The 14,176-nt window shown below is 63.7% G+C and carries 13 protein-coding genes; 6 read left to right on the forward strand and 7 right to left on the reverse strand.

The genetic code is table 11. The features are described from left to right. Window position 1 precedes the first annotated feature (1 nt). Window positions 2-1,381, forward strand: a complete 1,380-nt coding sequence (locus ACZ5VE_RS06915; protein ID WP_464457263.1) for an alpha/beta fold hydrolase — start codon at window positions 2-4, stop codon at window positions 1,379-1,381. A gap of 10 nt (window positions 1,382-1,391) precedes the next feature. On the opposite strand, the gene ACZ5VE_RS06920 is transcribed toward ACZ5VE_RS06915, so the two are convergent. The 5 genes from ACZ5VE_RS06920 to ACZ5VE_RS06940 form a co-directional block, all read right to left on the reverse strand. Next, window positions 1,392-2,855, reverse strand: a complete 1,464-nt coding sequence (locus ACZ5VE_RS06920) for an amidase (protein ID WP_464457264.1) — start codon at window positions 2,853-2,855, stop codon at window positions 1,392-1,394. A gap of 101 nt (window positions 2,856-2,956) precedes the next feature. Further along, window positions 2,957-3,934, reverse strand: a complete 978-nt coding sequence (locus tag ACZ5VE_RS06925; protein ID WP_464457265.1) for a Bug family tripartite tricarboxylate transporter substrate binding protein — start codon at window positions 3,932-3,934, stop codon at window positions 2,957-2,959. A gap of 147 nt (window positions 3,935-4,081) precedes the next feature. Beyond that, window positions 4,082-5,152 carry a M14 family metallopeptidase gene (locus ACZ5VE_RS06930; RefSeq protein WP_464457266.1) on the reverse strand — a complete coding sequence of 357 codons (1,071 nt, stop codon included), beginning with the start codon at window positions 5,150-5,152 and terminating at the stop codon, window positions 4,082-4,084. 149 nt (window positions 5,153-5,301) lie between these two features. After that, on the reverse strand, window positions 5,302-6,186 hold the full coding sequence (locus ACZ5VE_RS06935; RefSeq protein ID WP_464457267.1) for a DMT family transporter: 885 nt from the start codon (window positions 6,184-6,186) through the stop codon (window positions 5,302-5,304). Continuing rightward, window positions 6,183-7,145: a helix-turn-helix domain-containing protein gene (locus tag ACZ5VE_RS06940; protein ID WP_464457268.1), complete on the reverse strand. Its 963-nt coding sequence runs from the start codon at window positions 7,143-7,145 to the stop codon at window positions 6,183-6,185. Before ACZ5VE_RS06940 ends, ACZ5VE_RS06935 begins: the two co-directional genes overlap by 4 nt. Before the next feature lie 151 nt (window positions 7,146-7,296). Here ACZ5VE_RS06940 and ACZ5VE_RS06945 point away from each other — a divergent pair, with 151 nt between their 5' ends. From ACZ5VE_RS06945 to ACZ5VE_RS06960, 4 genes are read left to right on the forward strand one after another with little or no spacing between them, the layout of a single operon-like run. Next, window positions 7,297-8,025: a type 1 glutamine amidotransferase gene (locus ACZ5VE_RS06945; protein ID WP_464457269.1), complete on the forward strand. Its 729-nt coding sequence runs from the start codon at window positions 7,297-7,299 to the stop codon at window positions 8,023-8,025. Then, the gene (locus ACZ5VE_RS06950) at window positions 8,022-9,287 is read left to right on the forward strand and encodes a cytochrome P450 (RefSeq protein WP_464457270.1); all 1,266 of its coding nucleotides are present in this window, start codon (window positions 8,022-8,024) and stop codon (window positions 9,285-9,287) included. The genes ACZ5VE_RS06945 and ACZ5VE_RS06950 overlap by 4 nt, the downstream gene beginning before the upstream one ends. Before the next feature lie 11 nt (window positions 9,288-9,298). After that, window positions 9,299-10,591, forward strand: a complete 1,293-nt coding sequence (locus ACZ5VE_RS06955) for a type I glutamate--ammonia ligase (protein ID WP_464457271.1) — start codon at window positions 9,299-9,301, stop codon at window positions 10,589-10,591. 18 nt (window positions 10,592-10,609) lie between these two features. After that, on the forward strand, window positions 10,610-10,924 hold the full coding sequence (locus tag ACZ5VE_RS06960; RefSeq protein ID WP_464457272.1) for a 2Fe-2S iron-sulfur cluster-binding protein: 315 nt from the start codon (window positions 10,610-10,612) through the stop codon (window positions 10,922-10,924). Between the two features lie 21 nt (window positions 10,925-10,945). Here the strand turns inward: ACZ5VE_RS06960 and ACZ5VE_RS06965 are convergent, their stop codons facing one another. Beyond that, window positions 10,946-11,533 (reverse strand): HNH endonuclease, encoded by a 588-nt coding sequence (locus ACZ5VE_RS06965; protein ID WP_464457273.1) that lies wholly within the window; start codon window positions 11,531-11,533, stop codon window positions 10,946-10,948. Window positions 11,534-11,535: 2 nt separating this feature from the next. Then, window positions 11,536-12,495, reverse strand: coding sequence for a DNA cytosine methyltransferase (locus ACZ5VE_RS06970; protein WP_464457274.1), 960 nt, complete (start codon window positions 12,493-12,495; stop codon window positions 11,536-11,538). Window positions 12,496-12,675: 180 nt separating this feature from the next. Here ACZ5VE_RS06970 and ACZ5VE_RS06975 point away from each other — a divergent pair, with 180 nt between their 5' ends. Beyond that, window positions 12,676-14,160 (forward strand): aldehyde dehydrogenase, encoded by a 1,485-nt coding sequence (locus ACZ5VE_RS06975; RefSeq protein WP_464457275.1) that lies wholly within the window; start codon window positions 12,676-12,678, stop codon window positions 14,158-14,160. The last annotated feature ends 16 nt before the right edge of the window (window positions 14,161-14,176 follow it).

Below are 14,176 nucleotides of genomic sequence, written 5' to 3' on the forward strand. Positions count from 1 at the left end.
CATGAACCTTCAGCTACGCTCATTTGCTCTTTTAGCCGTTTCTTTGTCGGTATTGGTGGGTTGCGCAGCCCCCGAGCAAACGCCAATCGAGCGGCCTCCCATCGTTTTCGTCCACGGCAATGGGGACTCTGCGGCGCTTTGGCAAAACACACTTTGGCGTTTCGAGTCCAATGGCTGGCCCAAAGACCGTTTGCACGCCATTGACGTGCCCTATCCGCTGGCCCGCGATGCTGACAACAAGGCGCAGCCCGGCCGCACCTCGACCGCCGAACACATGGCGTTTTTGAAGGCCGAGGTGGACCAGGTCTTGCAGCGCACCGGTGCACGCCAAGTGGTGCTGGTGGGCAATTCGCGGGGTGGCAACGCGATCCGCAACTACATTTGCAATGGGGGCGGCGCAGCCAAGGTGAGCCATGCGATTTTGGGCGGCACGCCCAACCACGGCGTGCAGGCCGTTGCTGGCTTGAACGAGGCCAATGAGTTTTCGGGCACCGGGCCTTTTTTGAGCCAGCTCAATGCGCCCAAAAACGCGCAGGGCGACGAGGTGTGCGGCCCCACACGCTGGATGACGATCCGCTCAGACAACAACGACAAATTCGCCCAGCCCGATGGCTTGTGGCTCGGCATGAAGGGCAAAGCCACCGGGGTGGGCTTTGACGGGCCGGAACTCAAGGGCGCGACCAATGTGGTCATCCCCCGGATTGACCACCGCGAAACCTCGTATTCGGTGCCCGCTTTTGAGGCCAGCTACCGCTTCATCACGGGGCAGGCGCCTCAAAACCCTGTGCAGCGTCAAGCACAAGTGGTTTTGAACGGCAAGTTGGTCGGCATGGGGATAGACCCCCTTGATGCCAAGACAGGCAACTTCGTCAACAACCTGCCTTTGACAGGGGCGCGTCTGACCGTGTTTGCCACCGATCTGGCCACCGGGCAGCGCTTGGGCGGTGCCGTGCACACGGTCACGGTCGGTGCCGATGGCCAGTGGGGGCCGTTCCATGCCCGGGGCGATGCGGCTTATGAGTTTGTGATCGAGGCCGAGGGCTATGCCACCACACACATCTACCGAAGTGCCTTGCCCCGATCGAGCGATCTGATCCACATGCGCCCAGAGCGCGCCAGCGAGGCCGACCGTGCCGCGCAGGCCGTGCTGAGCTTCAACCGACCCCGAGGCTACTTTGACCCGGGGCGCGATGCGATGAGCCTGGACGGCCAGAGCAGTCTGCCCGGGGTGCCGCCTGGCGCTGGCGTGGCCACCAGCCGTTTGCGTTGGAACGACAGCACCCCGCGCAGCGTGACGGGGGTTTTCAATGGTGAAAAAGTGGTGGGCCTGACTTGGCCCATGGCTCAAGGGCACATCACGGTGCTTGAGCTGACGCAGTGAATCCTGGGCGTCACTGCCAGGACAGGGGGGGCGCTGCAAAGCCGCACCATTCGGTTTCCAGCCAGCGCGCCATGTTCAGGCACAACGGGTCGGCAAAGCTGTTGCCAATGATCTGCGCCCCCACCGGCAGACCGCTCGGGCTTTGTCCGATCGGGATGGCGGTGGCGGGCAGGCCCACCACGCCGGGGTAGCCCGCCCAAAACAGGCTGTCGGTGTGGGGCTGGTCCTGGCCGTTGACTTGCAGCATGCGCTCCCAGCGTTCGCCTTGCTGGTTGTGCAAAAAGGCAGGTGACGTGGCCACCGGGGTGATCAGCAGGTCCACGCTTTCAAAGTAGGCGCGCCACTGAGCGCGCAGCACGGCGCGCTGCTGGTCGAATTCCACCCAGTCGCGGTGCGTCATGGTGCTGCCGCGCCATACGCGCTCGCGCATGGTGTCCAGCGCCGGGTCGCTGTGCGCAGCCAGTGCCTGAAAGCGGGCAAAGGTGGCATCGTCCAGCCAGGCCCCAGTGGCAGAACGCAGCAAGTGTGAATAGACCCGGTGCGACTGCGCGCTGTCCACAGGGCGGTGGTCGTCCAGCACGGTGACGCCTTGCGAGCGCAAAAAATCGGCCAGCGCATGCAACCGGTCCTGAATGCTGTTGTCGACCCGCGCCTCGGGGTCGTCGTAGACGATGGCCACGCGGCATTGCCAAGGGGCTTTGTTGGTCTGCCGCCATTGGGCGGGCGTCCAGCCCAGCGGGCCGAACTGCTGCAGGGGTGTGGTCAGCACCTGCATGGCCAGTTGCAGGTCCTGGGCGCTGCGCGCCAGTGGTCCGGCCACGGCAATGTCCAGGCTGTCGATGCAGCGCACCCCCGGCAGTTGGTGGCCCTCCATCGGCACCACACCCCAGGTGGGTTTATGGCCATACACGCCGCAATAATGCGCCGGGTTGCGGATCGAGGCACCGATGTCGCTGCCCAGCTCCAGCGGGGTCATGCCTGCGGCCAGCGCAGCGCTGGCCCCGCCCGACGAGCCGCCCGGCGTGCGCGTCAGGTCCCAGGGGTTGTGGGTGGTGCCATAGACCGGGTTGAACGACTGCCAGTCGCCTAAAGCGACGGGCACATTGGTCTTGCCAAAGACCACGGCACCTGCGTCCAGCAGGCGCTGCACGGCCACGGCGGGCTGCTGGGCGATGTTGTCTTTGTATTCCGGAAAACCCCAGCAGGTGGGGGTGCCCGGCAGATCAAACGATTCCTTGACGGTCATGGGCAAGCCGTGCAGCGGCCCCCAGTCTTCGCCCCGTGCGCGCGCCGCGTCGGCCTCTGCTGCACGTTCGCGGGCGGCGTCAAAGGTCCGCACCACCACGGCGTTGATGCGGTTGTCTAGAAGCTCGACCCTCGCGATGTGCTGTGCCAGCAGTTGGCTGCTGGTGACTTTGCCTGCGCGCAAGCTGGCGAGCAGTTCGGTGGCGGTGCGGTGGGTGAAATCGGTCATGCCAGGCCTGTGTGGGTGCCCATGAAAAGCCCGGGGATGCTGGTGGTGTGCATGTCCCGGGCGCTGGGGTGAAGCAGCGCTTGAGCGCTGCAGGTTTCACGTCATTGAGGCTCGACCTTGGCCGCCTTGAACAGGGCGCGGTAGCGGATGACCTCTTGCGTGTAGAACTTGTCCAGTTCGGCCAAGCTCATGCCTGCGGGCACCTGACCGCCTGTGCTGGTCATGCCTTTGACGAAAGTCTCGGACTTGATGGCTTCGTTCATGGACTGGTTGAGTTTCTGCACCACGGCGTCGGGTGTGCCCTTGGCCACCTGCAAGCCGATCCAGATGTCAAACACGAAGTCGGCCATGCCTTTTTGTGCGCTGATGGGCGCAGCATCAGGCAGTTGGGGGTGGGCGGCGGTGGACGAGATGCCGATGATCTTGAAGCGGTTGTCCTTGACCATGCCGATGATGGGGCCTGCGACGGGCACAAAGGCCATGTCCACGCTGTTGCCGCCCAGGTCGGTGTAGATCTGCACGGCCGCCTTGTAGGGCACGTGCAGCATGTCCAGTCCGGTCAGTGTTTTGAAGCGCTCACCCATGATGTGGTACAGCGAGCCCTGGCCCACGCTGGCGTAGCTGACTTGCTTGCCTTTGGCCCAGGCCAGGAATTCCGGGATGTTGTTGACCGGCAGGTCCTTGCGCACCGCCAGACCGATCGAGGTGCGGCCCATCAGGCTGGCCATGCGCACTTCTTCGGGTTTGAACTTGACAGCCGACAGGGCCAGCGGGGCCATGACCAACTCCATCGGGGTGCTCAGCAGCTGGTAGTAGCCATCGGCAGGGGCGGCCAGCACTTTTTGCACACCCAATGCGCCGCTCACCCCCCCCAGGTTCTCGACCATCATTTTCTGGCCGAGGTTCTTTTCGTATTCGACCTGCACCAGACGGGCCACCGCGTCCGAAGGGCCGCCCGCTGGGTAGGGCACCATCACAGTGACCATCTTGTTGGGAAAGCCCTGCGCAGCGGCGCTGAGCACCATCGCGCTGCCCAGCAGGCCAGCGAGCAGGTGCGAAATCGTTCGGCGTGAAGTCATGGTCTGTCGTCCTAGGGTGTTGTGGTGGATGGCCGCTCAAGGGCGGTCATGGAGAATCCACAGTCTGAACAACTTGCCCGTTTCGCTGTATCGAAAAATGGCAAACACCGGGCGGGGTTTTCCCCAAAAATGCCGGGCGGCCCGGTTTCAGGCCAAGCCTGCCAAACCCCGCACCGCCTGCTGTGCCGCTTGCAGGCCTTGTTGCCAGACCTGTTCCTGCCAGTCCGGTGACGGCGGGTTGAACGCTTCGCTCATGTCCGCCCGTATGGCCGCCTGCTGCGCGGGCGGTGCTTCAGGATGCAAGGCCCGCCAATGGTCGGCGCGCATGGCCAGAATCATCTGTGCCAGCGGCAGGGTGCCAAACTCCAGGCAAATGCCCGTGTACTGGGCGTCTGGGCACTCTTCGTAGATGGCCATCTGGATCGGACCGGACAGCGGCACACTTTTGGACGTGCCCGTGTCGACTGAGGTGATGCCCGGCCCCCACCATGTGCGGGCACGCTGCAAGGTGGCCCCGGTGTCTGTGCAGGCAAAAATGCGCTCGCCGTGGCCGCGTGGACCCAGGCCGGTGTGCAGGTCGATCCAGGCGATCTGGCGGGCCTGGCCCAGATGGTCTTTCAGCACCTGTCGGAAAGTGCGCTGGCTCCAGGTGGGTGCGAGCCCGCCAAACCACACGCCGTCTGGATATTGGTATTGCCCGCTGGTGATGGCCCGCTGCATGCGCCGCTCGCCCCAGGCCTGGGCCTGAGTGTGCAGCACAGCGGTTTGTTCCTGAGTGGGTGGCCAGCTGTCCGGCAGCAGCAGGGCGTGGATTTCGGCGTAATCGGCATTGAGCGGCAGCGGCTGCCCAAAGTCGATGAAGTTGCGGTTGAGGTCGACGTTGTCCTCGTTGACCCGCCGCGCATGCGAAAAACCGTGCGGGTTGACAGCGTGCACATGCACCACGGCCACATCGGACGGCAGTGTCAGCGCTTGCAGCAGTCCGGCCTGGATGGCCGAGCCGCAAAAACCCTCGACGCCGTGCACCGCGCTGGTGGTCATCAGCACTTTGGCCGCGTCGGCCGGGCCGTGGACCGCCACATCCATGGCCAGCGCTTCGCCTTGTGCGCCCAGCAGTTGCAAGGTGTGGCTGTGCACGGTCACGCCACAGGTGCTGGCCATGGCCAAAAACTGTGCACGGGCTTCGCGGTAGCTGGGGCTGAAAAGTGAGGTGTTCATGGGCTATGGGTCCGGTCCTGTGAAGTTTGAATTTTTTGCACGGTCACCCCGTAGGTCGGTGGCTTTAGCCCCGAGATTGCAGGCTTCGGCACAGGCTGCTTGTCGGGGCTGAAGCCACCGACCTACAAAATTTTTGACCATTGAAGACTTCACCGGGCCGGATCAATAAGTTTGCGCTGGTTCAGCCATCCCGCCAAAAGACCAAAGCCCGCGATCATGCCCATGCCGCCCACAGCCAGGGCGTCGGGCAGGTGGTCAAACATCAGCCAGCCGCCCAAGGCGGAGAAACCGATGGCCGAGTACAGGTAGGGCGAGAGGGTGGATGCCGGGGCTTTGGAGAACGCCAGCACGGTGAAATACTGCCCATACGAGCCAGCCAGTGCCACAAACAGCAGCAGCGCCAAGTCATGCCAGGGCAGCTCTGCAGGCCAGACAAAAGGCACCGCCAGCGACAGGCACCCAAAGCCCAGCGCGCTGGTACACAGCTGAATGGTGAGCGGCGAATCCTGCCGCGCCAGATAGCCCGTCAGGGTCTGGAAGCCGGTGTAGCAGACCACGCCCATCAGGGCCAGCGCTGCGCCCATCGGGTCCACATGGCTGCCCGGGCGCACCACCAGCAGCGCGCCGCACAGGCCACCTGCCACGCACAGCCAGCCTGCGGTGGAGACGTGTTCCTTCATCACGAAGCGGGCCACAAAGGTCACAGCCAGTGGCACCAGGCAATAAATGGCGGTGAATTCGGCCACGGGCATGCGCTGCAGCGCGCCATAGCCAAACACGCTGCCGCCCACCACCAAGGCACCGCGCAGCAGCTGCAGCCGCCACTGGCGCGTGCGCAGCAACTGGGGCGAGCGTTTGCGCCAGATGCTCACGCCCACCAGCGCGGTCTGCAGGCCGTAGCGTGTCCAGATGATGATGATCGGGGCCACACTGAGCATCAGCTTTTTGCTGAAGGTGTCTTGCGTGGACAGGCAGGCCATGGCCGCCACCATGGTCAGGATGGCCGTCAGTCGGGTGGCTTGGGCTGTGCTCATCGTTGGCGCAGGGTGTCCGAGGGCAGTTCGCCAAACAGGTGCTTGTAGTCCTGCGCGAACTGGCTCAGGTGCCAAAAGCCCCAGTGCGAGGCGATGTCCTGGATGGTGACGCCGGGTGGGGCCTGTCGCAGAGCGCGGCGCACGCTGTTCAGGCGCAGCGAACGCAGGTACTTGATGGGCGTGGTGCCCAGCACGTCCTGAAAGCAGTAGTTGAGCTTGCGCCGGCTCGTGCCCACGCGGCTGCACACCTCCAGGATGGACAGCGGTTCGTCGGCATGGCCCATCATCAGCTCGCAGGCGCGGTCGACCAGCTTCTTGCGCCGCTCCAGATTGGGCAGCTCGGAGGTGTCCACCTGGGACGGCAGCGCTTCGAGCCATTCCATCAGGATCTCGTCGCGCAGCTGGCGCAGGGCTTGCGGGTCGTGCTGGCGGTGCGCCAAGGCGCTGGCCTGGTCCAGCACGGTGAGCTGCAGGTCGCGCAGATTTTGGGCCTTGATGTCGGTGGTTTGCAGCACCAGCTGCTTTTCCAGCCAGTGCGCCAGGGGTTTTTGGTACATGCGCTCCCACAGTGGGTTGAGCAGGCTGCGCTCCACCACCACCGCGATCAGGGTGAAGTGGGGCGGCGTGGTCAGGTCCACCTCGTCGCCCTTGCCGCACATGATGGCGTGCGCGGGCACCCGTTGACCGTTGAAAAACAGGTCGGGCGAATCCTGCAGCGCCATGGCAAAGCCGTACACGCTCTCGTCGAGCCGCCCCCGCTGGCGCAAGGCGATGCTGGTGTCTTCGCGCAGCAGGGTCACCTCGGGCAGCTGCACCTGGTGGATGCGGCCTTTGAATTGACCGGGCGAGAGCTGTTCGTACTGCAGCGCCCAGCCTTGCTGGGCCAGGGCGTGCTGGTCCATGTCCTGGGTGTCGAGCACCTGGACCCAAGGGGAATCGGGGGAGGAAGAGCTGATCAAAGGGCAAAAACAGTCGGGCGAGGCATGTCTCAGAGTGTGCCTGCTTTGGTCGAGCAGGCTTTTCGTGAAAACCCGGGGTGTGCGGTGCCCAAACTTGATAGTGCTTGGCGCGCCTTGTGAATAGCATGGCTGTGAGTTTGAAAGAGACCCGATGACCCTGCGCCTGGCCGTTTTGCTGACCAACGACGACACCTCGGCGTTTGCCGCGCGTTTTCCGAACGACGGGCAAAAGGTGGTCCAGCTGCTGCAGCCCCTGCGCCCGGGCTGGTCTTTCGAGGTGCTGCCGGTCAAGGACGGCGTGCTGCCCTCAGGCCCCGAGGATTTCGATGGCTACGTCATCACCGGCAGCCCGGCCTCGGTCAACGACGACTCACTGCCCTGGGTAGGGCAGCTGCTGGCCTTCATCCGCGCCGTCGATGCGGCCCGTCAGCCGCTGATTGGCCTGTGCTTTGGCCACCAGGCGGTGGCCCGGGCGCTGGGCGGGCAGGTGGCGCGCAACGCGGCGGGCTGGGGCCTGGGCACGGCGGCCACGCACTGGCCGCAGGCCCGCCCCTGGATGCAGCCCGCGCAAAGCACCACCACCTTGATGGCAGCCCACAACGAACAGGTCACCCGCATGCCCGAGGGGGCAGAGTGCCTGGGGGGCAGCGATTTTTGCCCCATCGGCTCGATGCAGATCGGTCAGCACATCTGGACCACGCAGTACCACCCCGAAATGCCCCTGGTCTTCATGCAGGCCCTGCTGGGCTACCTGACCGACAAGCTCGATACACACACCATGGCCCGCGCCCACACCAGTCTGAACAACGCCGCCGATGTGCCGTTGTTCGGTCAGTGGATGGTGCAATTCATTGAACACGCGAGGAACACCCGCTCATGACCGTCTGGACCCCCACCGACGATGGCCACGCCGACTTGGCGGACCACGACAGCTACGTGAACGGCACGCCGCACAACACCTTCAAGCGTCTGCGCGACGAGGACCCGATGGCCTGGTGCGACTGGGCGGATGGCAAGGGCTTCTGGTCGGTCACGCGGCATGCTGACATCCTGGAGCTCAACCGCAACCACCAGCGCCTGTCTTCGGCCCAGGGCATCCGCATGGAAGACCAGACCCGCGAGGAATACCTGGCGCGGCGCACCTTCCAGGAGACCGACCCGCCCGAGCACACCCGCACCCGCATGCTGGTGGCCAAGGCTTTTTCCAAACCCATGATGGCGCTCTACGAAGCGCAGATTCGCGAACTGTGCGTGGGCATTCTGGACCAGGCGCTGGATTTGAAAGAGTTCGACGCCACGCACCAGATCGCCCGTCAGCTGCCCATGCGCATGCTCGGGCGCATCGCGGGACTCCCCGAGGAGGATCTGGACTGGCTGGTGGACAAGGGCGACGCGCTCATGGCCAACACCGACAGCGACTTCACCAGCCATGTGGTGGACAAGATGGACACCGAGGCCTACCGCTTCATGCCGTTTCGCTCGCCCGCCGGGGCCGACCTGTTCGACTACGCGGCCCAGATGATGGAGCGCAAACGCGCAGCGGGTGACACCAGTGGCGTGCTGCACCTGATCACCCAGCCCGATGCGCAAGGCAACGTGATCAGCGACACCGAGTTCCGCAACTTCTTTTGCCTGCTGGTGGCCGCGGGCAACGACACCACCCGCTATTCCATCGCTGCCGCCTTGCACGCGCTGGCCAACCAGCCGGGTCTGATGCAGCAGCTCAAGGCGGTGCAGGGCGAGGCCGCCTGGGAGGGCGTGGCCGATGAATTCATCCGCTGGGCATCGCCTGCCACGCATTTCCGCCGCACCGCGACCGAGGACTTCGAATACCACGGCAAGCGCGTCAAGGCGGGCGACAAGGTGCTCTTGTGGTTCATCTCGGGCAACCGCGATGAGCGGGCTTTTGAGCAGCCTTTCACCGTCAAGCTGGACCGGGGCGTGAACCGCCACCTGTCGTTTGGGCAGGGCGGGGCGCACGCGTGTCTCGGCATGTGGCTGGCGCGGCTGGAGTTGCGGGTGTTGCTGCAAGAGCTGATCCAACGTGTCGACCGCATCGAGCAAACCGGCGAACACGCCTTTTTGCGTTCGAATTTTGTCTGTGGCATCAAACGCCTGCCGGTGCGCATGCACCTCATCTGAAGGGAATCACCATGTCGAATGTTCAAGAACGCCTGCGGGTGCTGTTTTGTGACCACCTGGCCATTGCGCGGGGCAAGTACGTCACGCTGAAACCCGGGCAGGGCGGTGGCGCCCGCTTTTGCCGTGGCACCTTTGGCGTGACCTATGAAAAAGAGCTGATCCCTGTGCCCGGTGCCATGGTCATGGAAGGCTTGCCCGACATGGAGGCGGCCTACACCGCCGAAGACATACGCCCGGGCTGGCAGCCGTTCACCCAGGTGGCGATTGGCGACCTGAAAGCCAACGACGGCACGCCCCTGCCCATGTGCGGGCGCATTGCCTTGAAGCGCGCCGTGGCCGACTGGCAGGCCATGGGCTACGACCCGATGGTGGGCATTGAACTCGAAGCCTTTGCTTTCCAGATCGAGCCCGACGGCTCGCTCAAACCCTACGACACGCCTGCGGCCCATGTGTATGCCACCGGCCCCTTTGCCGACCCCAGGGGCTTCACCGACGCCCTGTGGGAAAAGGCCACGGCCGCGGGCTTTCGCATCGACAGCATGAACACCGAATACGATGCACCGCAGTTCGAGTTCACGCTGAAATACGACCGCGCCGTCAAGGCGGTGGACGACATCTTTTTGTTCCGCCTCTTGGCGCGCGAAGTGGCCTTCCAGCACGGCATCGTGCTGACCTTCATGCCCAAGCCCATCCTCACAGTGGGCGGCAGTGGGGTACACATCAACTTCAGTTTGCGTGACGCCCAAGGCCACAACGCCATCTCGGGCGGGCACGACGCCAGCCAGTTCAATGCATTGACGCTGGGCTGCACAGCCGGGCTGATGCACCACCACCAGGCGCTGGCGGGCCTGCTGGCACCCAGCGCCAACTCCTACCAGCGCCTGCAACCGGCCAGCCTGTCGGGCTTCTGGCAAAACTGGGCGGTGGACCACCGGGGCGTCACGGTGCGCCTGTCGGCCGAAAGCGGCCCCGGCGCGCGCATCGAGCACCGCATGGGCGACGCTGCGGCCAACCCCTACACCCACACCGCCGCTGTGCTGCAGGCCGCCCGCCTGGGTGTGGCCAACGCTTATGGATTGCAGCCCGCCGAAACAGGCGACTGCCTGGAAAACAAGGACGCCACCTACAGCGTGCCCGACACCCTGGCGGGCGCGTTGGATGCGCTCGAAGCCGACACGGCGCTCACGCAAGCGCTGGGTGAGGGCCTGGTGGCCAACCATGTGGGCATCAAGCGCCACGAGATCGAGCGCACCGCAGGCCTGGAAGGCGATGCGCTGCGCGATTACTACATCCGATTCATCTGATCTGAAAGAACCAACCCCATGCCCCAAGTGCACTGGATCATGAGCAACGGCGACCGCGTGAGCGACGACGTCAACGACGGCACCAACCTGATGGACGCTGCCCAGATGAACGGCATCCCCGGCGTCGCAGGCGAATGCGGCGGCTGCCTGTCGTGCGCCACTTGCCATGTTTATGTCGATGAAGCCTGGCTGTCCGCTTGCCCGCCCATGGACGAAGTGGAAAACGCCATGCTCGACATCGTCATCGCGCCCCGCCAAAGCGGTAGCCGCCTGAGCTGCCAGCTGATCGCGTCCCCTGCGCTGGACGGCATCGTGCTGCATGTGCCCGACTGAAGATAGGCAGGCCCGTAAGCTTTAAGCTTGCGATTGTTTGGGGAATTTTTTCATCAGCCAGCGCAAGACTTCCAGTTGGTCTTGCGAAGTGGCGCGGCGGACCTGAATCAGCAGTTTTTGTAAGTCAGGCCGGGTCAGCGTGGCGTTGGATGCGCCTTCGTTGCAGACCGAGCAGATGGCCCGCAGATTGGACGGGTCGTCGGTGCCACCCATGCTTTTGTCAATGACATGACCCAGGTGCAGGCGCGTCTTTCGGGTGGTGTCGTAAGGGTGTGCCTCTCCCGCCACAGCGCCGCACATCTGGCAAGTGAAGCCGTTGCGGTCCAGCACAAAGGCCCTGGTTTCCTTGGAGATGGCTCTGGCAAAAGCAGGTTGGGGCTTGGGCGTTTCCAGAAGGTATTGACCGGGTTTGAGCTCGCTCCGGTCGTTGTGCGTCAAGATTTGGTAACCCTCTTCGGTGCGCAGTTCACGAACCCGTCTGGCCCATTCGGATTGGTTGTCGGCGATGACGCGCAATTCTTCGGAGTCCATGACCCGACCAATGTTGTTCAGGAAATGTGCGCGCAGCTTGGCCTTGGCACCGCCTTTGATTTTGGAATCACTGCTCACGTTCAGGCTCGCTTGAGTTTGTTTTTGGCTGCTGCATGGAGTGCCAATTGAATTTGTTGCCCCACAGCACACGCCACCGGAGGCGGAAATGCATTGCCGATTTGGCGGTAAGCGGCCGTTTTTTTGCCGCTGAATTGCCAATGGTCTGGAAAGCCTTGAATGCGTGCAGCCATGCGCACCGTCAAGCGTGGCATGCCCACAAAGTTGGATGCAGGCAGCTCGTCGGCAATGCCTTTGCCGTCCACACCCAGCGTGGCCCATGCTTTTTTGGCACGTGTCGGTCCTAAATCAGGACCACCGTGTTTTTTGCTGCCACCCACCAGCGTGGGGGCGATGTCGCAGGCCAGTTCGCGCCAGGCTTTTGCGCCGCGCCAGCCATTGGCTGCCATGAGGTCGTACAGTGCTTCTCCCACGGTGGGGGCGGGTTGCAAGCCGGGTGTCGGCCAGTTGAAGAATCGGGAGGCATCTGCCTTCAATGCGACGAAAACCACACGGGGTCTCAGTTGGGGCACGCCAAAATCACTGGCGTTGAGCAAGCGCCACTCAGCGATGTAGCCCAGTTTTTTGAGATCGCTGATGATTTTGGCGCGGTATTCGTCAAACACGGAATCGAGCAAGCCCCGGACGTTTTCGAGCATGACCGCCTGGGGTTTGCACTCGGACACCAGGCGCAAGGCCTCGGGGAACAAGTCGCGCTCATCATCGTTGCCCAGCTGCTTACCTGCTTTGGAAAAGGGTGGGCAAGGTACACCGCCCGCCAGAAGTTCAACACCCTTCCATTTGTCGGCTGAAAAATGGTGCAAATCACCTTCCACCACATGCCACTGTGGGCGGTTGAAGCGCAAGGTTTGGCAGGCTGGTGCTTCAATTTCAACAAGGCATGCGTGGTCGAAACCAGCTTGTTCCAAACCCAGCGCTTGGCCGCCAGCACCTGCGCAAATTTCAATGGAACTGAATGTCATTTGGGATGCCTCGTGAGATTTTTGAATGCTGGTTAAGTATACAGTGCTTGTGAAAATTCAAGAGGTCGATGTGCTCGGTTTTTCGATTGTTTGGGTAAACCTCAGGCCGAGGATGCGCAGTTTTGATAATGCGTTTGACGGCTGCTGCGTACGATCCTTTTAACCAAAGGATTGTGCTGCATGAAACAAGAACAGATCGACGCGCTGCGTCACCAGTCCATCCCCGACCAATGGCTGCTGATCGACGGGCAGTGGGCAGCGGCCGCGTCCGGCCAGACCTTGCCCGTGGTTTCGCCCATCGACGGGCAGCCGCTGTGCACCATCGCGGCTGCAGGGCAGGCCGATGTGGATGCCGCCGTAGCAGCGGCCCGCCGCAGTTTCGAGCAGGGCGTGTGGTCGCGCATGGCGCCTGCCGAGCGCAAGAAAATTCTGCACCGCATTGCCGATCGCATCGAGGCGCACCACGCCGAGCTGGCGGTGCTGGGCGTGCGCGACAACGGCACCGAGATCGCCATGGCCTGGAAGGCCGAGCCGGGCAGCGCGGCGGGCACTTTTCGCTACTACGCCGAGTGCGTGGACAAGGTCAACGGCGAGATCGCCCCCACGCCCGAAGGCACGCTGGGCCTGATCCACAAGGAGCCTGTTGGTGTGGTGGCGGCCATCGTGCCGTGGAACTTTCCGCTGATGATCGGCGCCTGGAAGATCGCTCCGGCGCTGGCGGCGGGCAACTCGGTGGTGCTCAAGCCGTCCGAAGACGCCTCGCTGTCTTTGCTGCGCCTGGCGCAGCTGTGTCTGGATGCGGGCTTGCCGCCGGGCGTGCTGAACGTCGTCACCGGCATCGGCACCGAGGCGGGCGAGGCGCTGGCGCGGCACATGGACGTGGACATCCTGACCTTCACCGGCTCCGGCCCTGTGGGGCGCATGCTGCTCAAAGCCTCGGCCGAGTCCAACCTGAAACGGGTGTACCTGGAGCTGGGCGGCAAGTCGCCCAACATCGTCTTTGACGATGCACCTGATCTGGCGCAGGCGGCCAAGGTCTCGGCCATGGGCATTTACCGCAACAGCGGTCAGGTTTGCGTGGCAGGCTCGCGCCTTTTGGTGCAGCGCTCGGTGCATGACGAATTTGTGGAGCGCTTGCACAAGATTGCCGCCAGCCTGCGCGTGGGTGACCCGCTGGATGTCACGACCGAGATCGGAGCGGTCAGCAGCGCACGCCAACTCGCCAAAAATCTGGCGGCGGTGCAGACCGCGCAGCAGCAGGGCGCCCGTCTGCGTGTGGGCGGGCAGGCGCTGCAGCCTGTGGTGGGCGGCAGTTACATGGCACCGGCCTTGTTCGACAGCGTGACGCCCGACATGACCTTGGCTCGCGAAGAAGTCTTTGGCCCGGTGCTGGCCGTCATGCCCTTTGACGACGAAGCCGACGCGCTGCGTCTGGCCAACGATTCGACCTATGGCCTGGCGTCCGCCGTGTGGACGGGCAGCCTCTCGCGGGCTCACCGCATGGTGCGCGGCATCAAGGCCGGGGTGGTGCACGTCAACACCTACGGGGGGCCCGACATCACCGTGCCGCTGGGCGGGGTGCGCCAGTCGGGCAACGGGCACGACAAGTCCATGCACGCCCTGGACAAATACCTGGACCTGAAAACGGCCTGGATTCAGCTCTGATTTTGAAAGCACACGA

It is taken from the genome of Limnohabitans sp. INBF003 (genome assembly GCF_055396645.1).

Coding starts and splice junctions, on each gene's coding strand:
- ACZ5VE_RS06945 (WP_464457269.1), top strand. CDS start 7,297: ATGACCCTGCGCCTGGCCGTTTTGCTGACCAACGACGACACCTCGGCG.
- ACZ5VE_RS06920 (WP_464457264.1), bottom strand. CDS start 2,855: ATGACCGATTTCACCCACCGCACCGCCACCGAACTGCTCGCCAGCTTG.
- ACZ5VE_RS06930 (WP_464457266.1), bottom strand. CDS start 5,152: ATGAACACCTCACTTTTCAGCCCCAGCTACCGCGAAGCCCGTGCACAG.
- ACZ5VE_RS06955 (WP_464457271.1), top strand. CDS start 9,299: ATGTCGAATGTTCAAGAACGCCTGCGGGTGCTGTTTTGTGACCACCTG.
- ACZ5VE_RS06925 (WP_464457265.1), bottom strand. CDS start 3,934: ATGACTTCACGCCGAACGATTTCGCACCTGCTCGCTGGCCTGCTGGGC.
- ACZ5VE_RS06935 (WP_464457267.1), bottom strand. CDS start 6,186: ATGAGCACAGCCCAAGCCACCCGACTGACGGCCATCCTGACCATGGTG.
- ACZ5VE_RS06970 (WP_464457274.1), bottom strand. CDS start 12,495: ATGACATTCAGTTCCATTGAAATTTGCGCAGGTGCTGGCGGCCAAGCG.
- ACZ5VE_RS06915 (WP_464457263.1), top strand. CDS start 2: ATGAACCTTCAGCTACGCTCATTTGCTCTTTTAGCCGTTTCTTTGTCG.
- ACZ5VE_RS06960 (WP_464457272.1), top strand. CDS start 10,610: ATGCCCCAAGTGCACTGGATCATGAGCAACGGCGACCGCGTGAGCGAC.
- ACZ5VE_RS06950 (WP_464457270.1), top strand. CDS start 8,022: ATGACCGTCTGGACCCCCACCGACGATGGCCACGCCGACTTGGCGGAC.
- ACZ5VE_RS06975 (WP_464457275.1), top strand. CDS start 12,676: ATGAAACAAGAACAGATCGACGCGCTGCGTCACCAGTCCATCCCCGAC.